Raw genomic sequence first — 22,684 nt, forward strand, 5'->3', positions numbered from 1 at the left:
GACGGACTCAGTGAGCGGTGCCGGGCTGGGCCACGAAGACCTCGCCGTCGCCCGCGAATCGCACCGGCGACTCGTCCTCCGTGAGGAACACGGCGCGGCCCGGTCGCACCGTGCGCTCGCCGCTCATACCGGTCACGGTGATCCTTCCGGCCGTGACAAGTGCGATCGCCGCACCACGGAGGGCGACCGTCGCCTCTGCGCCGGAGGAGACGCGCGCCCGCAGCAGCTCGAAGTCCGGGGCATCCGTGGCGAAGGCCTCCACCCCACGCGATGCGCCGTCGGCGGAGGTCGGCAGCACGACGGGCACGACCGCCGGGCGCGCGTCGAGCACCGCCAGCAGTTCGTCGACGTCGACATGCTTGGGGGTGAGCCCCCCGCGCAGCACGTTGTCGCTGGCCGCCATGATCTCCACTCCCAGGCCCGAGAGGTAGGCGTGCAGAAGTCCTGCGCGCAGGAAGACGCCCTCGCCGCGGTGCAGCACGACGTGGTTCATGAGCAGGGCGACGATCACACCGGGGTCTCCCGGATACACGCTCGCGATGCGCCGCGCCGAGGACAGCTCCGCCGCGAACTCGATCGACTCGGCGGAGCCGATCGCCTCGATGAGGGATGCGACCTCGACATCCGCTGCGCCCGAGAGCAGCCATCCGATCACCTCGCGCAGGATGTCGGCGTCATCCTCCGTGCGGTCGAGCCTGGCGCGCAGCGCGGCGGGGCCCAGCCCGTCCCCGAGGGCTGCGGCGAGGCGGCGCGTGGCATCCAGGGGGCGCAGGCCGCAGAGCGCCTCGAACGTCTCGCTCAGCGCGACGAGCAGCTCGGGCTTGTGATTGTCGTCCCGGTAGTTGCGGTCCGCGGCATCCATCGGCTTCCCGGCCTCGCGCGCGAAGCCCTCGACCGCCTGCTCCTTGGAGGGGTGCACCTGGATCGAGAGCGGGGATGCCGCGGCCAGCAGCTTGAGGAGGTACGGCAGGCGATCCGGCGCACCATCGGCGTTCTGCGCCAGCCAGGTGTCGAGGGTCTTTCCGCTGCCGTCGTCCAGCCGGGCGGGGCCGCCGGAGTGGTCCCCGAACCAGACCTCCGCCTCTGGTGCCTCGCTGGCCTCGCGGCCCTCCAGGCCGGCGATCAGCGTGCGTGACCCCCACGCGTAGTCCTTGGGCGGGTTCGAGAGCGGAAGCAGCACCACCTCAGCCTATTGGCCGACCAGCGGTAGCCTGATTCCACGATGGCCGAGCACACGAAGCACCCCGTGGCGGCCCCTCCCACCGCGCCGGCGCGCGAGACGACGGGGCATCTGCTGCTGCGCGGCTACTGCATCCTCGTGCTCTTCACCCTCCTCGCCGCCACAGCCTGGTACAACCTCCTCGGACCGATCGGGACGACGATCCTCGCGCTGACCCTCGGCGCGGTGACCATCGCGATCTGGGTTCCGCGCATCGTCCGCCAGCGCACCACAAACCCGTTGCCGTGGCGCCGCCTCCCGTGGTTTCTGCTCGTCTACGTCGCCTGGGCGCTGATCTCCGTGACATGGTCGGCATGGCCGGCGGCCACGCTGACCACGTGGCTCTCGCTCGCGATCACGACGCTCCAGGGGCTGTTCATGGCCTCGGTGCTCACCTGGCGCGAGATCGTCCGTGCCCTGGCATCCGCGCTCAAGTGGGTGCTCGGGCTCTCCCTCGTCTTCGAGCTGTGGGTGTCCCTGGTCGTGAGGGCGAAGCTGCTTCCGAACTTCCTCGCGGTGCCGGAGGGCGAGCTGGACCCGCAGTGGTACTGGTCGCGGAACAACCTCTTCGTCGACGGTGGACGCCTCCAGGGCATAGCGGGGAACGCGAACCTGCTCGCCATCACCGCACTGCTCGGGATCATCGTGTTCGCCATCCGGATCGCCTCGCGGGCGGCTCGTCGAAGCTGGCTGATCGCCTGGATCGTGCTGGCGGGTTTCCTGACGTTCCGCGCCGAGTCCGCGACGGCGTATGTGTGCGCCGTCGCCGTGCTCGTCGTCCTCGCCACCATCCTGCTGATGCGGAGGACGACCCGGCCGGGAGAGCGCACCCGGTACTACATCGCCTACGCCGTGGTCGGATTCGGCGGCCTGCTGTCGCTGTGGGTGTTCCGCGAGAGGTTCTTCGGACTGGTGGGGCGCGACTCGGACCTGACGGGTCGCGAGCGCATCTGGTCGATCGTCCTGGAGAAGGCATGGCAGCATCCGGTGCACGGCTGGGGCTTCGCGACGCCATGGGTGCCGTGGGAGCCGGCGTTCGACGGCTGGATCATCGACCACGACATCACGGTGCTGCAGGCCCACAACATGTGGGTCGACGTATTCTTCCAGCTGGGCGCCGTCGGGTTCGTCGTGCTCGTGCTCGCGTACCTGGCCTTCATCTGGCGTTCGTGGTTCTTCGCGGTCGATCGCCCTCGCTGGGACCTGCAGGCCGACCGGCCGTACACCGCGGTGACACTGCTGCCGAGCCTTCTCGGCGCCGTGCTGCTCGTGCAGGGCTTCTCGGAATCGGGACCGCTGATGCTCTGGGGCTGGGGCTTCCTGGTGATGTTCGCGTTCAAGATCAAGTCCGTGCCGTTCGTGGGCATCGGTCCCGCCGAGCAGACGCTCGCGCTGGAGCGCGGTGAGCTCCCGAAGCGTGCGCCGTGACCGGCGACGCCTACCGAAACCCCTCCGGGCGCCACCCCGCGGTGCGCCGCATCATGGACCTGCTGCGGTCCCCGCAATTGGCCCGCGCCTTCACCCTCACTGCGTTCGGTGCGGCATTCTCCGCGTTCGCCCTGATGAGGACCGCCGGAAGGGTCGCGACGATCACCATCGTCGTCGGCCTCTGCATCCTGGCCGCCGCCACACTGGTCGCTCGGCGCCGCGAGCTGTCGGCGCTGAGGTTCCTCCCGACATCCCTCGCCGCTTTCGTTCTGTGGGCGCTGGCGAGCACCATTTGGAGCACGGATGCCGTCCGCACCCTCGGCGGCTGGGTGGCACTGGTCGGTTTCGGCTTCCTCGCCGTCACGATCGCGCACGTCCGCGACACGCTGCAGACGGTGCGGGCATTGGGGGATGTGCTGCGCGCGCTGCTCGGCGCATCGCTCGCCCTGGAGATCCTGTCGGGGCTGCTGCTGGACATGCCGATCACATTCCTCGGCATCCAGGGCAACATCGCCCTCGGGGGCCCCGTGCAGGGGATCTTCGGCACGCGCAATCTTCTGGGGCTCGTGACGGTGCTGGCGCTCATCACGTTCGTGATCGAGTGGCGCACGCAGTCCGTCGGCCCCGGACTCGCGTTCTTCTCGGTCATCCTCGCGGGCACTCTCGCCATCCTCTCGTCATCGCCCACGGTGCTGGTGCTCGCCGTAGCGGTCGCCGCCGCGTCCGGAGCGCTCATGCTCGTGCGGCACACGGCACCGGAGGGTCGATCGTTCGTGCAGTGGGCCCTGGGGGCCGTGGTCGTCACCGGCTTGGCGATCGGCTACGTGGCGCGGCATCCGATCATCGCTTGGCTCGGCGCCGGATCGGACTTCTCCACACGCGCGACGCTGTGGAACAGGATTCTCGACTACGTCGCGTCCCAGCCCATGCAGGGCTGGGGCTGGTTCGGACCGTGGACGAGCATGGATTACCCCTTCTTCGCGATCAACTACGACCTGCGCGACACCCATCAATCGGCGCTGAACGCGCTCTTCGACCTGATCCTGCAGGTGGGGTGGGTCGGCCTGCTGCTCTTCGCGGCAATGGCCGGGATCGCGCTCGTCCGGTCGTGGCTGGTCGCCAGCGAGCGGCGATCGGTGCTGTACGCCTGGACGCCGCTCATCCTCATCGCGCTGCTGGTGGACTCCATGTTCGAGAGCTTCACCCTGAGCGGATTCGGATGGATGATGCTCGCCCTGTGCGTCGTGATGGCGGGTCAGTCGCGTTCGTGGCGCGAGACGATGGATGCCGCGGACGATACGCTCCCCCCGGCGTGGAGCGGCGAGGCTCTGCCTCCGCTCCAGGGGTGACCCAGGAGCGCACGGTAAGCTGTGCAGGCCATGTCGCTTGCCTCAGAGACCCACTCCCCGATGACTACACCGCCGCCGTTCGACCCGGCGAGCGCGACCATCGCCATCGTCACGTTCAACCGTTCGCACCTGCTGCGAGGTCTCCTGCGGAGCATCGGAGGAATGGACCCGAAGCCGGGACACGTCGTCATCATCGACAACGCGTCATCGGATGACACCACCGAGGTGGTCGAGTCGTTCCGCGCCTCGATCGGCACCGAGATCGTGTACCGCCGGCTCGAGACGAACACCGGCGGCTCCGGCGGGTTCAGCGAGGGCATGCGCGTCGCTCACGAGCTCGGATCCACCTGGATCTGGCTGATGGATGACGACGTCGAGGTGCTGCCGGACGGCCTCGCCCGGATGGGCGCGTGGGCGCCGCGGTTCAAGAGCATCCAGGGGCGGCGCTACGACTTCGACGGAAGCCCGTTCTACTGGCAGTATCGGCTGTCGATCCCGCTCGGAATCCCGATCCCGTTCGCACCCGCCGGCTTCGACGAGTCCGGCTACCGGGAGATGAACTCCGGGTGCTTCGAGGGCATGTTCATCCACCGCGACGTCGTGTCGGAGATCGGCCTGCCCGACCCGCGATTCTTCATCTACTGGGACGACTCGGTGTACGGGTGGCTCGCATCCCGGAAGACGACGTCCGTCATCGTCGACGAATTCGTCCTGAAGCGCACCCGCGAGATCAAGCAGTGGGATATGGGCATCAGGCACCTGAACGCGTCCAGCAACGCGTACCGGTACTACATCATGCGCAACCGTGGCCACATGAAGCACTACTTCAAGACCCACGGCGCGTACCGGCCGGTGCGCTTCTTCGTCGGCTCGGCGCTGACGTTCGGCAAGGAACTGGTGCGGCTCGCCTTCGTCGAGCGCACGTTCCGCGGCATCTCTCATCTCGTCCGGGGCGTCCGGGACGGACGCGCCCTCGCCAAGGATTCGTCGTGGCGGCCGATGCCACCGCTCACCGCTGTGGAGAGCTGACGAAGCCCTCCGTATTTTCCTGATACGGTCTGCTCAGGAGTCCACGTGGGCTCATCATCCACGTGTGTGTCTGTTCTCTTGGAGGAGACGTTGATTCCTGCGCGCCCGTGGCGGCTCAGCCGCCCGAGTCGTTTCGCTGCCCTCGCCGGCGGTCTCATCCTTGCCATCGCGGTGGCGCTCCTGCCGCAGCTTGCGACGGCCCCGCCGGCGCAGGCCGCCGGAGATCGGTCCATCTCCGGTGTGGTCGCACTGGCCCCAGGAGCGAGCGCGAGCTGGATGGCCGGGGTCGAGGTCTCTGCCTCGTCGCTGTCGGGCGGCTCGTTCGGATCCGCCAAGCCGGACCCGCAAACGGGCGCGTACACGATCAGGGATCTCACGCCCGGCTCATACCGCGTGCAGTTCTCGACCACCGGCTATCGGGATGGCTCCGCATGGGCCCCGCGGCCGAATCTGGTCAGCGAGTATTTCCAGGACACGACTTCTTTCACGTCGGCGACCCCCGTGAACGTCTCGACCGCTGACGCGGCGGACGTAGATGCCGAACTCGCGATCGGCCGCAAGATCTCGGGCACCGTCACCCTCCCCCCGGGTACCGATCCCGATGCGCTTCGTGCGATCTCGGTGAGCGCTTCGGGCGATGTGCCGTCCGGCTCCGTCACAGTGGATCCCGCCTCGGGCAGCTACTCCCTGACCGGGCTCGTCCCAGGTGAATATCGCGTGCAGTTCTCGGTGAACAGCTACTGGGACTTCCCCAGCAGCACCACCGTCACACCCAACCTGGCTTCCGAGTTCTACGACGACGCCCCGGACTGGTCGAGTGCCGTCCTGGTCGATGTGACCTCCGGCGATATGTCCGACGTCGACGCCGCCATGGACGCCGGTCGCAGCATCTCGGGAACCGTCACCCTGCCGGACGGCGCGCCCGACGTATGGATGGACTCGATCTACGTCACGGCTTCGGGTGTGGATGTCGGGAGCTTCAAGTCCGCCAAGCCGGATCCCACCACCGGCGAATACACGATCACGGGTCTCAGCCCCGCGGCGTACACGGTGGCCTTCAGGTCATCCTCGAACACCCCCGGGACGCCCGCTCCCAATCTCGTGGAGGAGTACTGGGACGACGCGCTCACCTCGTTGACCGCCCAGGCGGTGGACGTCACGGCTGGTGACCGAACCGGCATAGACGCCTCCCTTTCATCGGGTCGGAGCATCGCGGGCACAGTGACGCTGCCGGCGGACGCGCCGGCGGCCTGGCTCGGCGGCGTCTATGTCGCTGCGGTCGACCAGGACGGCAACTACGTCGGAGGCGGCAGCGCCGTAGACCCGGCGACGGGAAAGTACTCGATCGACCGGCTGATGCCCGGGGACTACCGGGTTCGCTTCTCAGCCGGCAGCTATTTCGATGGCACTGCGTTCCAGCCGACGGACCTGGCATCGGAGTACTACGACGATGCGCCGACCTTCGAGGATGCGGCCGTCCTCTCGGTGGGCAGCGATGATGTCGCGGGAATCGATGCAACGCTCGAACACGGAGCGAGCATCAGCGGCAAGATCGACCTGTCCGCTCTCGGCGCTGCCGACGGGCGAGGCGTCGGTGTCACCCTCACCGACGCCGGCGGCAAGATCCTGTCGCAATACGGTGATGCATTCCCGGCGGACGGCTCGTACGAGCTGAGCTTCAGCAACCTCGCACCAGGCACCTATCGGGTCGCCGTCGAGATCACCTCGTGGGACGAGGCGACTCAGCGATCGACCACGGAGTCGGTGCAGTACCTGCGCTCCGGGGGAAAGTCGAGCATCCAGCTGAACGCCGGCGATGCCCTGACGGGCGTCGCACTGCAGGCACGCGCGGCGGACGCTTCACTGGCGGGCAGCATCAGTGCGGAGGGCTTCTCCCCCGCTGGCGCAGAGAACATTTACGGGAACGCTTTCGTCTACGAGCGGCTCGATGGAGCGTGGTTGCGACTGCCGGACGTCCGCATGGACGCGACGGCGCTCGGCGCCAACCCGTATGCGTTCGCGCTGGCGCCCGGAAAGTACACCGTCGGCTTCGAGGCGTACGTGACGACGCTGCCGGACTCCTCCGGCATCCACGAGGAGTGGTGGAACAAGAAGCCGACCCTCGCCGACGCCGACACGGTCGAACTCGCGTCGAAGCAGCATCGAACGGGTGTCGACGGCACCATCCGTCTCGGCGACGCGCCCACGGAACCCGTGGAGCCCACGGAAGGCGCCGTGCCCGTGTACCGGTTCTACAGCGACGTCTACAAAGGACACTTCTTCACGACGAGCGCCTCAGAGCGGGACATGATCATCGCGCGGTGGCCCACGATCTGGACCTACGAAGGACCGCGCTACAACGCCTTCACGACACAGGTTCCGGGCACCGTCCCGCTGTACCGGTTCTGGAGCGAGCAGTACCACGGCCACTTCTACACCTCGAGCGCAGCCGAACGCGATCATGTGATCGCCACGTGGCCGGATGTCTGGACGAGCGAGGGGATCGCCTACTACGTCTACCCCACGGACTCGACGGTCGCCGACACCGTGCCCGTGGCCAGATTCTGGAGCCCGACCGCGCTTCACCATTTCTACACCGCCAGCAGCACAGAACGCGACGAAGTGATCCGCCGGTGGCCGCTGACCTGGACGTACGAGAAGGACGACTTCCGGGTGCCCGCCGCCGGAATTCCGGGCCAGTAGGAGCGCCGGCTCAGCCGCCGTTGTAGTCGGCGTTGTAGCGGTCGAGCACGTCGGCGATCGGCGCATCCATGGCCAGCAGGCCCTTGTCCAGGTAGAGCCCGCGCGTGCAGAACCGGCGGAGGTCGCGCTCGTTGTGGCTGACGAAGAAGAGCGTCCGCCCCTCCGCGAGCAGCTCGTCGATCCGCTTGTAGCACTTCTCCCGGAACGCCTTGTCGCCGACCGCGAGCACCTCGTCGACCAGCAGGATCGGCTCGTCGAGCTGCGACACGACGGCGAACGCGAGGCGCACCTTCATCCCGTTGCTGAGGTGCTTGTACGGCGTGTCCACCGAGTCCGCCAGCTCGGCGAATTCGATGATGCCGTCGAAGCGGCGCGAGACCTCGGCCCGCGTCATCCCGTGCAGTCCCGCCGTCAGCCGCACGTTCTCGCGCACCGTGAGGTCGCCGACGAAGCCCCCGGTGATCTCGATGAGCGGGGCGACTCCGCCGTGCACGGTCACCCGTCCTTCGTCGGAGAGCAGCACCCCCGCGACCAGCTTGAGGAGCGTGGACTTGCCCTGGCCGTTGCGACCGACAACGCCGATCGACTCCCCCGGCGCCACATCGAACGACACGTTCCGCAGCGCCCAGAACTCGTTGGGACGACTGCGCCGCGACGGACCGGCGAACAGGTCCTTGAAGCTGCGCCGACCGCGGCGATTGCGACGGAAGCGCACGCCGAGAGAGTCCACCACGATGGCCGGTTCACCCATCACAGCTCCTTCAGCACGGGGCGTTCCAGGCGCCGGAAGACGAGGGCTCCTGCGACGAGGAATGCCACGCTCATGAGGGCGCCGACCGCCACACTGAGGGTGTCCCAGACCTCTGGGAAGAAGCCCATCCGGTACAGCGTGAAGATGCCCGAGAGTGGGTTGAATGCCGCAAGCTGCGGGAATATGCCTGGCAGGTCGGAGACGCTGTAGATGATCGGCGACGCGTAGAAGAGCACCCGGAGGATCAGCTTGGTGGTCCGCTCGAGGTCGGTGTACAGCACGCACAGGGGTGCCACGAGCAGCCCGAGTCCCACGAGGAGCATCGTCTGCAGCAGCACGGCCACAGGAAACCAGAGCAGGCCCCAGCCGACGGGTGCGCCCGCAACGATTGCGAAGAACGCCAGCACAGGCAGTGAGCACAGGAACTCGATGCCCTTGCTGAGGACGATGCGGTTGATCCATATCGAGCGCGGAATCGCCGTCGAGCGCACCAGCCTGGCGTCCTTGTTGAACGCACGAGTGAAATCGGACACCGCGGAGTTGAACCAGACCCATGGGAGCAGCGCGGTGATCAGGAACACGATATAGGGCTCGTGGCCGACGGTGCGCTGGAACACCTGGGTGAAGACGAACCAGTAGATGAGGCTCATCACCAGGGGATCGAGCACCGACCACAGATATCCGAGGGCGCTGGTGGCGTACCGCACGCGAAGATCCCGCGCCGACAGCAGCCACAGTGAGTGCAGGTAGCGCCGGGCGGATGCCGGGGCCCCGGCGGTGGCGGATGTCACGGCTTCGAGTCTATGAGTCGTCCGCGTGCTTGCCGGTCAGCGGCGGTACCCCGTCCAGGATGGGCACGCGAGCGTGGGTATCCTTGACAGGTTGCGGATCGCGAGGATGAGAGCTGAGTGATGGATTTCGAGAACGACGTCGTTGTGGTGGGCGGCGGTGGGCACGTGGGTCTTCCGCTGGCCATCGCACTCGCCAGCCGCGGTAAGAGAACGGTCGTCTACGACGTCTCCCAGGCGGCGGTCGATCAGATCATGGCCGCGAAGATGCCGTTCATCGAACCGGGAGCGGACGAGGTCCTCGCCCGGGTGGTGGCCGACGGGAGCCTCTCCGCGTCCACCGATCCCGCCGTCGTGGTCACGGCGGAGAACCTGGTCGTGGTGATCGGCACGCCGGTCGACGAGCATCTCAATCCCGACCCGAATGCCATCCCCCGCGCCCTCACGACCTGCGCGCCGTTCTTCCGTGACGGGCAGCTCCTCGCCCTGCGCAGCACGATCTATCCGGGCGTCACCGCGCTGGTGCGCGACATGGTGGCCGAGATGGGCATCGACATGGATGTCGCGTTCTGCCCGGAGCGCATCGCCGAGCACCGCGCGATGACCGAGCTCTTCGAGCTTCCGCAGATCGTCTCCGGCTACACGCCCCGCGCCATCGCGCGAGCGGGCGCACTTTTCGGCGCGCTCACGGAGTCGATCGTCGAATTGACGCCGGAAGAGGCCGAGCTGGCCAAGCTCTTCACCAACACGTGGCGCTACATCAAGTTCGCCGCCGTGAACCAGTTCTACATGATGGCCAATTCGAAGGGCGTCGACTTCGAGCGCGTCCGTGCCGGCCTCACCCACGACTATCCGCGTGCGAACGACATGCCCGGGCCCGGCTTCGCCGCCGGACCGTGCCTCTTCAAGGACACGATGCAGCTCGCCGCCTTCAGCGACAACACGTTCCAGCTGGGCCACTCCGCCATGCTGGTCAACGAGGGGCTGCCGCTCTACATCGCGAGTCAGCTCGAGCTCAGCCACGACCTCTCGGACAAGACCGTCGGCATCCTCGGGATGGCGTTCAAGGCGGGATCGGATGACATCCGCTCGAGCCTGTCGTACAAGCTGCAGCGTGTCCTCCGCTTCAAGGCCAAGAGGGTGCTGGCCACCGACCCGCACGTACCGGCGAGCGCGGACCCCTCTCTCCTGCCGCTGGAGGAGGTGCTCGAACGCGCCGACATCCTCATCGTCGCGACGCCGCACCGGGAGTACCGCGACATCGTGACGGAGAAGCCCGTCGCGGATGTCTGGAACCTTCTGGGCAACGGAGTCCTCATTTGACCACCGTCGAACCGCGGGTGTCGATCGTCGTGCCCGCGTACAACGAGGGCGACGACATCCGGCAGTTCCTGCACCGCGTGACGCACACCGTCACCGTGCCGTTCGAGCTTCTGGTCGTGGTGGACAGCCCCGATGACACCACGATTCCGGTGGTGGCCGAGGCGTCGGAGCGCGACCCTCGAATCAAGGTCGTGGTGAACACGCATGGACGCGGGCCGGCTCAGGCGATCAGGTACGGATTCGATGTCGCGGCGGCTCCCACCGTGGTGGTGACCATGGCGGACGGAAGCGATGATCCCCGTCAGATCGATGCGCTGACCGAGCTGGTGGAACGCGGCGTCGTGGTCGCCGCCGGCAGCCGCTACATGGCGGGCGGGCAGCAGATCGGCGGTCCGCGCTTCAAGCGGCTGCTCTCGCGCCTCGCCGGGAAGTCGCTCCACCTGTTCGCGAACGTCGGCACGCGCGATGCGACCAACTCGTTCAAGGCGTACAACGCGGACTTCGTGCGGTCCGTCACGATCCAGTCGAGGGACGGCTTCGAGATCGGGCTGGAGCTTACGGCGAAGGCGCGGCGTGCACGTCGGCCCGTCGCCGAGCTCCCCACGATCTGGCTCGACCGCACGGAAGGGCAGTCGAACTTCCAGCTGCGCAAATGGATCCCGAAATACCTGCGGTGGTACCTCTTCGCGTTCGGCCGCCCACTCCCCACCAGCGACATCGAATCAGCCGCGCAAGCCGGCTCGAAGGGAAAACACTAATGGAGAAGGTCCTCATCACCGGCTCGGCCGGCTTCATCGGCGGGTACGTCGTCGAAGAACTGCTGCGACAGGGTTTCAAGGTCGTCGGCGTAGACAACTACTCGAAGTACGGTCCTGTCAAGAAGTCGTACGACGACGACCCGAACTATCAGCTGGTGGTCGCCGACGTCCTCGACACCGCCAAGATGACCGAGCTGCTGATGGACTGCGATCACTTCATCGCCGGCGCGGCGCTGATCGGCGGCATCTCGTACTTCCACACCTACCAGTACGATCTCATCGCCGCGAACGAGCGCATCATCGCGTCATCGTGCGACGCCGCGATCGCCGCCAAGAAGGCCGGGGCGCCGCTCAAGAAGGTCACGTACATGTCGTCGTCGATGGTCTTCGAGTCCACCGACCGGTGGCCCTCGAAGGAGGGCGACGAACTGCTCGTTCCGCCGCCGATGTCGTCATACGGCTTCCAGAAGCTCGCCGTGGAGTACTTCGCGCGCGCGGCGAAGGGGCAATACGACGTCGACTACACCATCCTGCGCCCGTTCAACTGCGTCGGAATCGGCGAGTCCCGCGCGCTCGGGGATGTCGAGATCCACTCCGGCAACGTGCAGCTCGCGATGAGCCACGTCGTCCCGGACCTCGTTCAGAAGGTGCTCAAGGGCCAGGACCCGCTCCACATCCTCGGCGAGGGCAACCAGGTGCGCCACTACACGTACGGCGGAGATCTCGCCCGCGGCATCGTCCTGACCCTCAACCACCCCGAGGCGCTGAACAACGACTTCAACCTCTCCACCGCGGCGGGGCACACCGTCGTCGAGCTGGCCGACATCATCTGGCGCAAGATCAAGGGCGCCGACGTGCCGCTGCGGATCGTCAGCGACGAGGCGTTCGTGTACGACGTGCAGAAGCGCGTGCCGGATGTCACGAAAGCCAAGACTGTCCTCGGCTTCGAGGCGACCACCACGCTGGAGGACATGCTGGACGAGGTCATCCCGTGGATCGAGAACGCGATCTCCGAGGGAACGATCTAGCGTCGGACGGAGGCGCCGGGCACTGCACCCGGCGCCTTCTCGTTCGTCATATCGACGGGAGCGCTCATCACCATGCGGATGCCTGACACCTCGCACACGCGGAACTTCCTGATCCGGAACATACGCCGTGGCGGCATCTTCCTCGCGATCGGCGGTCTTGGGTTCGTCGTGGACGCAGTCGTGTACAACCTCCTCGTCTTCGCCGGCGGAGCGGGTCCCCTGTACTCGTACCCGCTCGTGGCCAAGACGATCGCCGTCATCGCCGGACTCATCTTCACGTACGTCGGGAACAGGGCCCTCACCTACCGTGACCGCAGAGCCGCCGTCAGCTGGGCTCAGGTGGTCCGATACGGCGTCGTCAACGTGCTGGCGATCGGCGTGCAGCTCGGCTGCCTGGCCTTCTCCCGCTACGTGCTCGGTTTGGACACCCTGCTCGCGGACAACATCTCAGGGACGCTCATCGGCCAGGCGCTCGCGACGGGGCTGAGGTACGTGCTGTACACCCTCTGGGTGTTCCCGCACTCGCCGGGTGCCGATCCCATCACGTACATCGAAGAGCACCACGAGCCGACGCACCATCGCGACTAGTCCTCGGCCGGGCCCTCCAGCACGGCGCACGGCATCAGCATGCCCGAGAACCCCGCCGGTGCGACCATCACCGTGACCACTCCGTTCGCCGGATTCTCCGGCAGGTCGCAGTCGATCTCCGCCTGCTCGATGGCGTCGGTCCAATCCGCCGTGCCCTCGCGGACGCTCCTCGAGCGCAAGTCGACCGCCACGGGGATCAGCACCGCGACGGCGAGCGCGAGGGCGATCCCCTTTCGCAGCCGATCGCGCTGCACGTGGACGAGGAACGCATCCGCCGCCTGCAGCATCGCGAGCAGAAGCAGCGAGACCGGCACGACGGCGTAGCGTCCTCCCGTGAAGAGGTCGAGCAGAGGCACCGGCGCCAGCGCTTCCCACTGCAGCGAATGCACGATGCCCGCGAAGACGAGGGAGGAGATCGCGAAGGCGGCGATGCCCACCCGACGGTCCCGGTCCAGCCAGCAGGCGGCCACGAGCGCCGCCGTGATGAGAGCGAGCGCTATCCAGGGGAGCGACGGCCCCAGGGCCTCGACGAGGCGAACCGTCCCCCGCACACCGGTCAGCGAGCCGAGCGCCACCCGGACGGCGTAGAGCTCGAAGAACTCGACGGCCGTCGGGCGGCCGCTGCCGATGGGGCGTCCCCCGGTCAGCATCTGCGACACGACCACGGCGATCTGCAGCGCCGCCGCGAGCACGAACGCGAGAGTCGGGATCCTGTCTCGCCGCGCACCGTACACGAACCATCGGTACACGAGGAAGGGCAGCAGGAGGAGTGCGAGCGCGTCACTGGCGACGGCCGCGAAGACGGCGACTCCCTGCAGGACGGCGAACGGGTACGAGCGCGACCGGACGAGGGTGGCGCAGAAGGCGGCGACCAGGAGGAACCAGTGCAGGTTCGCCAGGTTGTTCACGACCTCGCCGCCCATGATCGGGAGCACGAGGCAGGCGAGCCAGGCGGCGAAACGCAGCGGCACGGAGGCGAGGCGCGTCTCCATGAAGACGAAGCAGGCGCAGGCCGTCAGCGACGTGAGCAGCGCTGCGATGATGGTCACCGCGACGGGCACGACGGAGATCGGAAGCAGCACCGTCAGCTCGGCGGCGAGACGGGGCACGAGGTGCATGTATCCCGCGTAGCCCTGGAACAGGACGTCCGGGCCGCGGCTGAGCGCCTGGGACAGGAAGATCGCGCCGTCCTCCGCCCACAGCACGTCCCACAGGCCAAGCGGTGTCCGCGCGAGTGACAGCAGCGTCCCGACGACGATGAGGCCGACGATGAGAACCGCCCGCCACGGGCCGGTGAGGGTCGGCGGCCGCAAGGGGCCGAAGGTCAGCGCGGCCAGACGCCCCCTGCGATCCGATGCCACCTGCCGGTCGGCACCGGATGCGTCGACGTGCGTACCGGTCATTGCTCGCGATCGCCTCTCGGGTCTGCTTTCGAGCGCATCACGGATCATGGGCAAGCTCGACTCCGTGAAATCTACACGGTCCGCCGGCGCGGACCCCGCCGTCGGCTGCGATGTGGAGTCTTGATAGGCTGGCTGATCGTGCCCAAAGTCCTCGTAGACCTGCTCAGCTATACCGGCACGAAGGGCGGCATGGAGGTCTACGCCCGGGAACTGTATCGCCGTCTCGGTTCGATCGCTCCTGACTGGGAGTTCGTCGGCTATATGAGCTCGGAAGGCCACGCCCTCGACCGCACCTGGTTCCCCGGACGCACCATCGACTCAGGCCTCAGCGGCGAGAACCGATTCGTCTGGGCCTACGCCGAACTGTTCGCGGTTTCCCGCGCTGCGAAGCGGGAGAAGGTCGACCTGGTGCACTGTCCGGCGACGCTCGGGCCCCGGAGGACCTCGGTTCCCACAGTGATGACGCTGCACGACATGCTGTATTGGAGCCATCCGGAGTTCATGACGACCCCGCTCTACACGGCGCCCGTCAAATGGATGGAGAAGGTCGCAGCCGCCAACGCGACTCGGATCATCACAGACAGTCCCGGCTCAGCCGACGAGATCGCCAAATACCTCTCCCCACCACCCGACACGATCGACGTCGTGCCGCTCGCCGGCGGGCATCCCGGCGGAGTCGACCGGTCGAAGGCGGGCTCCGCGGGTCCCCTCATCATCGCGATGGGCAATCGACGACCGCATAAGAACTGGGCTGCCATTCCCAGAGCGCTCGCACTGATGCCGCCCGCACGGCGGCCCCGCGCCATCATCACCGGCGGACGGGGCGATGACCCACTGAAGCGTCTCGTCGACGAACTCGGGATGAGTGAATGGGTGGAGCTCCGCGGCTGGGTCGACGAGAACGAGGTCGCCGAGCTGTACTCGACTGCGACGGCCCTCGCGATCCCTTCCCTCATGGAGGGCTTCTCGCTTCCGACGCTCGAGGCAATGGGCGCCGGTGTTCCCGTCCTGCTCAGCGACATGTCTGTGCACCGATATGTGGGGGGCGACGCCGCGCTGTACTTTCCGGCCGAAGACGCACAGGCCTTCGCGGACGTGATCGACCGCATCGTCCAGGACACCGACCTTCAGGCCCGGCTGACACGCGCCGGTCTGGAACGCGAGAAGCAGTTCACCTGGGAGCGATCCGCCCGCGAGACGCTCGCCTCGTTCGAGCGGGCGCTCTCGAGCGCTCCGTCCCGTGGCGGCAAGCGGTCGTCTCCCCGTTGAGGACCGGCCGGTCCGCGCTCGGGCCGATCTCCTCCCGGCCGTGTCTGGGAGATCAGGCGAGCTGGTTCGTCCACATCGACAGCGCCGAGCCGATGGCCATGTGCATGTCGAGGTATTGATATGTCCCGAGCCGGCCGCCGAAGAGGACACCCGGTTCGCCCTTGGCCAGCTCGCGATAGGCCAGCAGTCCTTCGCGGTCCTGAGGAGTGTTTACCGGGTAGTACGGCTCGTCGTCGCGCTCCGCGAAGCGCGAGAACTCACGCATGATGACCGTTCTGTCGGTCGGGTACCGGTCGGCCCGTTCGGGGTGGAAGTGCCGGAACTCGTGGATGCGCGTGTAGGGGACGTCGGAGTCGGCGTAGTTCATGACGGAAGTGCCCTGGAAGTCGCCGACCGGGAGCACCTCCCGCTCGAGGTCGATCGTCCGCCAGCTCAGCGCGCCTTCTGTGTAGTCGAAGTAGCGGTCGACGGGGCCGGTGTAGACGATCGGCAGCTGACCGACCGTCGCGTTCTTGTTCAACGGCTGCGCCTCATCGAAGAAGTCGGTGTCGAGCTTCACCTCGATGTTCGGGTGGTCGGCCATCCGTTCGATCCAGGCGGTGTATCCGTCGGTCGGCAGACCCTCCCACGTGTCGTTGAAGTACCGGTTGTCGTAGGTATACCGGACGGGAAGACGGCTGATCACCTCCGGCGGCAGGTGCTGAGGATCGGTCTGCCACTGCTTTGCGGTGTAATCGCGGATGAACGCCTCGTACAGGGGGCGGCCGATGAGCGCGATGCCCTTCTCCTCGAGGTTCACTGCATTCTTCGCGTCGAATTCGCCCGCCGACTCCTGAACGAGGGCGCGCGCTTCGTCAGGGGTGTACGCCGCCTGGAAGAACTGGTTGATCGTCCCGAGATTTATCGGAAGAGGGAAGACGACGCCCTTGTGGTTCGTGTACACGCGGTGCTCGTAGCTCGTGAAAGACGTGAAGCGGTTGACGTACTCCCAGACGCCCGGGTTGGACGTGTGGAACAGGTGGGCGCCGTAGCGGTGCACCTCGATGCCCGTCTCAGGCTCGTCCTCGCTGTACGCATTGCCGCCGATGTGCGGTCGCCGGTCGATGACGGTGACCTTGCGACCGGATGCCGCAGCCCGCTCCGCGATGGTGAGTCCGAAGAAGCCGGAGCCGACGATGAGGAGATCCATCCTGATGAAGCCTTCGGTCGGGGCGCTTGTTCGCCGCTGTGGCGAGCCCGGAAAAGTCTACCCGGGGTCGACGAAGGGGCCGGCGGCGCGCGTCTGGGGGTTGCGGAACCGGTCGATAGGATGAGAGTCCGTCCGCCGCTCCGTCGGCCCTCCCCCGAACTCCTATGACCATCGACATCTGCATGCCCTACTGGGGCGACCCGGGCGAACTGCGGGTCGCCGTCGAGTCCGTCCTCTCACAGGACGATCCCGACTGGCGACTCGTCGTGATCGACGACTGCTATCCCGACGACTCCGTCCCCGCCTACTTCGCCGGACTCCGCGATGCGCGTGTGACCTACACCCGCAACGAGCGCAACGTAGGGATCACCGAGAACTTCCGCCGGGCGGTCGCCGCCGCCCGGAGCACTCACGTCGTCATCCTGGGCAGCGACGACATCCTCCACCCGACCTACGTCTCGCGGATGCGGAGCACCGCCGCCGCGCATCCCGACGTGGATGTCTTCCAGCTGGGCGTCGAGGTCATCGACGGGGAGGGCGGTGCGCGGAGGAGCCTCGCCGACGAGGTCAAGCTGCGACTCCTCACCCCGCGGAGCGCGAAGACCCTTCGCGGGGAGGACATGGCCCGCAGTCTGCTCGTCGGCGACTGGCTCTACTGGCCTTCGCTGCTGTTCCGCACCGTGCGGCTGCGCGAGATCGATTTCCGCGACGACCTGCCGATCATCCTCGACCTGGCGCTGCTGATCGACATCGCGTTCGCGGGCGGCGCGCTGCACTACGAGCCCGGCGTCGTGTTCTCCTACCGACGCCACAACGAGAGCCTTTCCCAGAAGACGATCCTCGACGGCACGCGCTTCGACGACGAGCGGGCGTACTACCGCGCGACGGCGGCGCTGGCGGCGTCCCGCGGGTGGCACCGCGCTCGCCGGGCCGCGCGACTGCGGATCATGTCGCGACTGCACGGTCTCGCCGTGCTGCCGGCTGTGCTGAGACGCGGTACCCCCGCGGCACGGCGTGCTGCCTTGGCACTCGCCTTCCGCTGAGGGCCGAGAGGCCCGGCCGTCACGCCGTGACGGTCGCGGACGGATCCCCCGCCTTCGCGGGGTGCCTCGTGAGGGCGATCGCCTGGATGACGAGACCGACGAAAGCCGGCACAGTCAGCGCGACCGCGATGCCGGTCGATGCGTCGACGGGCAGGAGCAGCGCGCCGATGGTCAGAAGGGCCGCCACGAGCCATCCCACGAGGTTGGCGGTGTGCCGACGGGCGGAGATCAGCGCCGGACTCGTGACCGACATCGCCGCGACCAGTCCGGCGCTCAACACGACGACGGACACCATCCATCCCGCGATCTCGAATCGACCAGCAGACACCCACGAGACGATCGGGGGGCCGATGAATGCCGCAGCGACCGCCAGGACCGCCACCACGGCGAGGAGCGCCGCGAGGATCTGGATGAGCCGGGCAGTACGGACTCGCCCGCCTCGGAACACCGCCGAGATCAGGAAGCTCTGAAGGGCGATGATGGGCACCACGATGGGAGCACGGGTGAGGGTGATCGTGAGGAGGAGCGCACCCAGCGTCTCGGGCGGACTGCCCGCCGCGGTGATGCCGATGAGCATCGGCAGGCCCGTGATGAGCACACCGGAGGCCGCGGCCGCCCCGACCGTTCCCCACGCGTGTGCGGCAAACCGGCCGAGCGGCACATCGAGGCGGAAGGCGCCGACCACGCGACGCCGGATGACGAGCCAGACGATGCCGAATGCCAGCACGAACGGGACGGCGATCAGCAGCGCCAGCCAGCCGATCGGCAGCTGAAGGGCGAACCCGACAGTCAGCAGCACCGCACGGATGGCGGCGTCGAGGATCATCAACCAGGCGATCGCCCCCCAGAGGCGGAGTCCGTAGAGGACACCGCTCAGCACGGCGACGACGAGATAGCCGACCAGCCCCACCGCGAGCACGACGCCGGTCACGACGGCAGAGCCGGGGAGGATGCGACCGCCGAACACGAGCGCGACGACCGCGCTCGCGACGACGACGACGCCCGCCGCCGCGAGGGTGAAGGTGCGCAGGACGGCGTTCGGCGGTTCATGGGCCGCGGGATGGGCGGCGCGCGTGACCTCCTGCTGGACGCCGGACATCGCCGAGACCCCGAGATACAGGGTCGACCAGAAGACCGAGAAGGCGACGTACACCGACTCATCGGCGAGGAGGGCCGGCGCCAGGAGCTGGATGGCATAGCCGAGAGCTCCCACGATCGCCGTGGCGATCAGGACGGCCCGAAGCCCGCTCGCGGTGGAGTCACTCGCCGCCATTCGCGTCCGCGTCGTCGGGGGCGGTCCGCGGCAACGAGGTCTCCGAGGGGACGACGGCATCGCTCTGCCGCTCCCTGCGCGCGCCGGACAGCGTGCGCAGATCGTCGAGGTCGGCTCGAAGGATGGCGACCTCTTCGGCGACGCGTCGCACCTCGTCCTCCGCCAGGGAGAGCTCCCAGGAGAGGTGCAGGGCGACCCCGACGAGAAGCACGATCGCCAGCGCGAAGATGAGGTTCGAGGGGACGATCACTCCGAGCAGATCGGAAAGCCCCAGCAGCAGCTGCGGGAAGATGGCCAGGACGAGCAGGGCGACGCCGATGATCAGCCAGAGGATCGCGTACTTCTCGCGCAGCTTCCGCCGGAGCAGCAGGCTGATGATGATGACGAGGACCAGGATCGCGAATGCGATGCCGGCGGCGATGATCATGCGCTCACCTCGTCGGGACGGCGGCGGCCGCGAAGAAGTGCGAGCGACAGCGCGAACACGCTGCGCACGAGGTACGCCGTCGCGCCCGCGGGGTTCTGACTCGGCCTGCCGTGGACGCGGGGCCGCATCGCAACGGGCACCTGCGTGACGGTCAGCCCCGAGTGGACGGCGCTCACGAGCGAGTCGACCGTGTCGCCGAGGTACTCGGCCGGGTAATAGCGCACGTACTGGTCGATGGCGCGGCGGTTCGCGGCGCGAAACCCGCTCGTGACATCGGTCAGTCGAGTCCTCGCGACGCGCGAGAGGACGCCCGCGAGGAACTTCATCGCCCATTTCCGGGGGCCGCGCACTTCGTAGTCGCCCGTGTCGGCGAACCTGGCGCCGATCGAGATGTCGGCGATCTCGAGCCCGCCGAGCACCCGGACGATGTCCTGCGGGTCGTGCTGCCCGTCCGCGTCCACCTGGATCGCCCTGTCGTAGCCGTGTCGCTGCGCGTAGGTGAACCCCGTCCGCATCGCACCACCCACACCCATGTTGAAGGCGAGGCTGAGGACGCGGGCTCCGGCTTGCGCCGCCACGCGAGCGGTGGCGTCGGTCGATCCGTCGTCGACCACCACGACGTCGGCGCCGACGACCTTCTGCATGATCTCGCGGACGGTGTTGCCGACGTTCGCCGCTTCATTCCATGCGGGCACGATCACGAGCGTGCGCTCAGGATGCTCGGGCATGATGCTCCGAGTCTACGTGAGATCGATCAGCCGCTCACGTCGTAGCGGAGACCCGCCCACACACCGCGAGAGGCTGCCCGGATCTTCGACCACCGCGCGGGCTCGAGCAGGAGCACCTTGGTCCATGCCTTGCCGGTGAACCAAAGATCCTCCCAGAACCACCGGCCGAGCCCGTATCTGCGGATCACGATGATCCGGTTCCGCGCGGCGTAGAAGTGCCGCATGGACGAGTAGTTCGCGAGGTAGATCCGTCGACCGAACAGGTGCACCGGATCGGAGTCCCCGAATCGGTGATCCAGGAGCGCGTCGAACACCTTGAGGTTGTGGAACCCCCGCTTCCGGGCCCTCAGCGAGATCTCGTGGTCGACGTAGTCGATGAAGAGGGGCTCGTCATGCAGGCCGATCTTCTCTATGAGCTCGCGCGAGAAGAGCGATCCGGAACTGATGAGCACGTCGACCTCGCGGGCGCCGGTACCCGTCTCGCGTCGGTACACGACGCCCGTCGCATGAGATCGCAAGGCGGGGGCGACGATGCCTGTCGTGGGGCCGGCTTCAGCGTGGGCATCGAGCAGCCGGTCGAGCATGCCATCGGTGACCGTCGAGTCCTGGTCGAAGATCCACACGAAATCTGCTCCGGCGGCGAGCGCGGAGCGCATTCCTGCGTTGAAGCCGGCGGCGACGCCGACGTTCCCGGGCTGCGGCAGCGCGGTCACCGCCGCTCCGGTCCCGAGGAGTGGCGCGAGCACGTCGCGTGATTCGGCATCCGGTGAGTTCTCCACGACGAAGACCTCGTCCACCTGAGCCAGAAGCGCCTGGATGTTCGTGACGATGTCGGGCTCGGGGTGATACGCGAGAACAACGGCGGCGACACGTGCACCCGGCCGCCGGGTCATGAGATCTTCCGCACGGCGTTCACCCGGTCAGGCTGAGCATCGCGCCGTAGCTCAGAACCCCCACCGCGGGGGCGAGGGAGCGTGTCCAGATGGAGCGCGTGAAGAGCACTCCGGCGCAGGCGAGGAAGAACGGCAGCAAAGACATGCCGTAGCGGGCCACGAGGTCCACGTAGTAGCCGCTCAGGACGGTAGAGGCGAGCGCCAGGAACGGAGCAGCCAGCAGCGCGACCACGAACGACGACAGCGCCAGCGCTTCATCCGTCGAGCCCCGGCGCGCCACCGCGAGCAGTCCGAGCACGCCGGCGACGATCACCCACGTCATGACGGTCGATGCGACGATGGCGGCGACCCCTACGTCCTCCGGGTCGAGGGCGCCTACCGAGACCCCGGGGAAGAACTTGAACGTCTCCCGCAGCAGGGCCGTCGCGGTCAGTGGTGAAGGCGCACCTTCATACGCGCCGGACTCGAGTGCGATGGCGTTGCGGATCACGAGCCAGGCCGCTTGCCCTGCCAGCGCCACGAGGAACGCGAGCACGGCAGTGTGAACGCGATGGTCGCGTACGAAGGTGTGCAGACGCCGGCCCCGCTCCCTGCGGAATGCCGCACCCGCCGCGAGGATCACGAGCACCATGGCGGCGGCGACGACCGCCATCAGGTTCTGCATCTTCGCGAGCGTCACGAGGAGCGCGAAGAGGACGAAGAGCCATCGCGCCCCGCGGCCCGCACCTGGTCGCAGGAGCATGGTGACGCCGAAGAGCATGAGCGATCCGGCAAGGAGCGCCGTCGCATCCGTGCTCACATACGTGTTGGACCAGTAGGCGGGAAGTGAGCCGACGAGCAGGAGACCGAGCCCTCCCGCCACGACGGGATGCACCCGCAGACGACGAAGCGAGAGGTAGAGGAGAACCGCCGCGGCTGCCAGCCACGTCCACCCCGCGAGTCTTCCCGCTGTCGTCAGGTCCTCTACTCCCACCAGACGGAGAGGCTGGGCCATGAGCCAGGTGGCGGCGAAGTAGAGGGGGGTGTAGATGTCCGCCGTCGTCTTGCCGGCCTGCGGCATGCGGTCGACGTCTGAGGGCTGCCAGTCGGTGCACATCGACTGCGGGTACAGCCCGATGGCCCGTACCCCGTGGCATGAGAGATACAGGCGCGCGTACTGGCCCGTATCCTCCCCTCGTTGCACGACGAATTGCGTGGGGACCTTGGCGAGATAGTCGATGTAGACGTATTCGTCGATCGGCGACACGGCAGTGTGCTTGGGCACCTGCCACACGGCGAGCACCATCGCGGCGACCACGAGCAGGAGGCAGATCGTCGTATCCACGATTCGGCGCGAACGCACGATACGACGCACTCGGCCGCCATCGGACCGAGCGGTTTCCGGCGCGAACGTAGGCAGGGAATCGACCAATGTCGTCTCTCGTCTCTTCCCGTGCTCGACGGGTGTCTATCGTGGGGGGCTCGCCGCCGGCGAGGGTCGGCATGAATTCGAGGA

Annotated in this window: 20 protein-coding genes; 10 read left to right on the plus strand and 10 right to left on the minus strand. The window is 67.5% G+C overall.

All coding sequences use genetic code 11. The features are described 5' to 3' along the window. Window positions 1-7: 7 nt before the first annotated feature. The gene (gene manA, locus ACPW96_RS06570; RefSeq protein ID WP_425882410.1) at window positions 8-1,180 is read right to left on the minus strand and encodes a mannose-6-phosphate isomerase, class I; all 1,173 of its coding nucleotides are present in this window, start codon (window positions 1,178-1,180) and stop codon (window positions 8-10) included. A 42-nt stretch (window positions 1,181-1,222) separates the two neighbouring features. Between manA and ACPW96_RS06575 the strand changes: the two genes are divergently transcribed. The 4 genes from ACPW96_RS06575 to ACPW96_RS06590 all read left to right on the plus strand — a co-directional run bounded on the left by ACPW96_RS06575 (window position 1,223) and on the right by ACPW96_RS06590 (window position 7,728). Then, on the plus strand, window positions 1,223-2,647 hold the full coding sequence (locus tag ACPW96_RS06575; RefSeq protein WP_425882411.1) for an O-antigen ligase family protein: 1,425 nt from the start codon (window positions 1,223-1,225) through the stop codon (window positions 2,645-2,647). Continuing rightward, complete coding sequence (locus ACPW96_RS06580; protein WP_425882412.1) at window positions 2,644-3,996, plus strand: O-antigen ligase family protein; 1,353 nt, start codon at window positions 2,644-2,646, stop codon at window positions 3,994-3,996. The genes ACPW96_RS06575 and ACPW96_RS06580 overlap by 4 nt, the downstream gene beginning before the upstream one ends. A 60-nt stretch (window positions 3,997-4,056) precedes the next feature. Further along, window positions 4,057-5,025 carry a glycosyltransferase gene (locus ACPW96_RS06585; protein WP_425817157.1) on the plus strand — a complete coding sequence of 323 codons (969 nt, stop codon included), beginning with the start codon at window positions 4,057-4,059 and terminating at the stop codon, window positions 5,023-5,025. A 66-nt stretch (window positions 5,026-5,091) separates the two neighbouring features. After that, the gene (locus ACPW96_RS06590; RefSeq protein ID WP_425882413.1) at window positions 5,092-7,728 is read left to right on the plus strand and encodes a hypothetical protein; all 2,637 of its coding nucleotides are present in this window, start codon (window positions 5,092-5,094) and stop codon (window positions 7,726-7,728) included. A gap of 10 nt (window positions 7,729-7,738) precedes the next feature. Here the strand turns inward: ACPW96_RS06590 and ACPW96_RS06595 are convergent, their stop codons facing one another. After that, the gene (locus ACPW96_RS06595) at window positions 7,739-8,479 is read right to left on the minus strand and encodes an ABC transporter ATP-binding protein (RefSeq protein WP_425882414.1); all 741 of its coding nucleotides are present in this window, start codon (window positions 8,477-8,479) and stop codon (window positions 7,739-7,741) included. Next, the gene (locus ACPW96_RS06600; RefSeq protein WP_425817151.1) at window positions 8,479-9,270 is read right to left on the minus strand and encodes an ABC transporter permease; all 792 of its coding nucleotides are present in this window, start codon (window positions 9,268-9,270) and stop codon (window positions 8,479-8,481) included. The genes ACPW96_RS06595 and ACPW96_RS06600 overlap by 1 nt, the downstream gene beginning before the upstream one ends. Before the next feature lie 120 nt (window positions 9,271-9,390). Here ACPW96_RS06600 and ACPW96_RS06605 point away from each other — a divergent pair, with 120 nt between their 5' ends. From ACPW96_RS06605 to ACPW96_RS06620, 4 genes are all read left to right on the plus strand, one after another. After that, a complete protein-coding gene (locus ACPW96_RS06605; RefSeq protein WP_425817149.1) occupies window positions 9,391-10,590 on the plus strand; it encodes a nucleotide sugar dehydrogenase in 1,200 nt (399 codons plus the stop codon). Next, window positions 10,587-11,348 carry a glycosyltransferase family 2 protein gene (locus ACPW96_RS06610; RefSeq protein WP_425817147.1) on the plus strand — a complete coding sequence of 254 codons (762 nt, stop codon included), beginning with the start codon at window positions 10,587-10,589 and terminating at the stop codon, window positions 11,346-11,348. The genes ACPW96_RS06605 and ACPW96_RS06610 overlap by 4 nt, the downstream gene beginning before the upstream one ends. Further along, entirely contained in the window at window positions 11,348-12,376 is a 1,029-nt protein-coding gene (locus tag ACPW96_RS06615) for an NAD-dependent epimerase/dehydratase family protein (protein ID WP_425817145.1), read from the plus strand. Before ACPW96_RS06610 ends, ACPW96_RS06615 begins: the two co-directional genes overlap by 1 nt. A gap of 78 nt (window positions 12,377-12,454) precedes the next feature. Then, entirely contained in the window at window positions 12,455-12,964 is a 510-nt protein-coding gene (locus tag ACPW96_RS06620; protein WP_425882415.1) for a GtrA family protein, read from the plus strand. Here ACPW96_RS06620 and ACPW96_RS06625 read toward each other — a convergent pair. Continuing rightward, the gene (locus ACPW96_RS06625; RefSeq protein ID WP_425882416.1) at window positions 12,961-14,367 is read right to left on the minus strand and encodes a hypothetical protein; all 1,407 of its coding nucleotides are present in this window, start codon (window positions 14,365-14,367) and stop codon (window positions 12,961-12,963) included. The two genes, ACPW96_RS06620 and ACPW96_RS06625, sit on opposite strands and share 4 nt — an antisense overlap. A 138-nt stretch (window positions 14,368-14,505) precedes the next feature. On the opposite strand from ACPW96_RS06625, the gene ACPW96_RS06630 reads away from it, so the two are divergent. Then, window positions 14,506-15,636, plus strand: coding sequence for a glycosyltransferase family 4 protein (locus ACPW96_RS06630; RefSeq protein WP_425882417.1), 1,131 nt, complete (start codon window positions 14,506-14,508; stop codon window positions 15,634-15,636). 52 nt (window positions 15,637-15,688) lie between these two features. Here ACPW96_RS06630 and glf read toward each other — a convergent pair whose 3' ends face one another. Continuing rightward, window positions 15,689-16,825, minus strand: coding sequence for a UDP-galactopyranose mutase (gene glf, locus ACPW96_RS06635; protein ID WP_425882418.1), 1,137 nt, complete (start codon window positions 16,823-16,825; stop codon window positions 15,689-15,691). 164 nt (window positions 16,826-16,989) lie between these two features. Between glf and ACPW96_RS06640 the strand changes: the two genes are divergently transcribed. Beyond that, entirely contained in the window at window positions 16,990-17,868 is an 879-nt protein-coding gene (locus ACPW96_RS06640; RefSeq protein ID WP_425882419.1) for a glycosyltransferase family 2 protein, read from the plus strand. Window positions 17,869-17,887: 19 nt separating this feature from the next. Here the strand turns inward: ACPW96_RS06640 and ACPW96_RS06645 are convergent, their stop codons facing one another. The 5 genes from ACPW96_RS06645 to ACPW96_RS06665 are packed head-to-tail and all read right to left on the minus strand — an operon-like array spanning window position 17,888 to window position 22,513. Next, a complete protein-coding gene (locus ACPW96_RS06645; protein ID WP_425882420.1) occupies window positions 17,888-19,141 on the minus strand; it encodes a hypothetical protein in 1,254 nt (417 codons plus the stop codon). Further along, entirely contained in the window at window positions 19,128-19,568 is a 441-nt protein-coding gene (locus ACPW96_RS06650; protein WP_425817132.1) for a DUF2304 domain-containing protein, read from the minus strand. Before ACPW96_RS06650 ends, ACPW96_RS06645 begins: the two co-directional genes overlap by 14 nt. Beyond that, on the minus strand, window positions 19,565-20,296 hold the full coding sequence (locus ACPW96_RS06655) for a glycosyltransferase family 2 protein (protein ID WP_425817130.1): 732 nt from the start codon (window positions 20,294-20,296) through the stop codon (window positions 19,565-19,567). Before ACPW96_RS06655 ends, ACPW96_RS06650 begins: the two co-directional genes overlap by 4 nt. Window positions 20,297-20,322: 26 nt before the next feature. After that, window positions 20,323-21,189, minus strand: coding sequence for a glycosyltransferase family 2 protein (locus tag ACPW96_RS06660; protein WP_425882421.1), 867 nt, complete (start codon window positions 21,187-21,189; stop codon window positions 20,323-20,325). 19 nt (window positions 21,190-21,208) lie between these two features. Further along, entirely contained in the window at window positions 21,209-22,513 is a 1,305-nt protein-coding gene (locus ACPW96_RS06665) for a hypothetical protein (protein WP_425882422.1), read from the minus strand. Between the last annotated feature and the right edge of the window lie 171 nt (window positions 22,514-22,684).

The sequence above is a fragment of the Micromonospora sp. DT81.3 genome (assembly GCF_049847225.1).
Classification (GTDB): domain Bacteria; phylum Actinomycetota; class Actinomycetes; order Actinomycetales; family Microbacteriaceae; genus Microbacterium.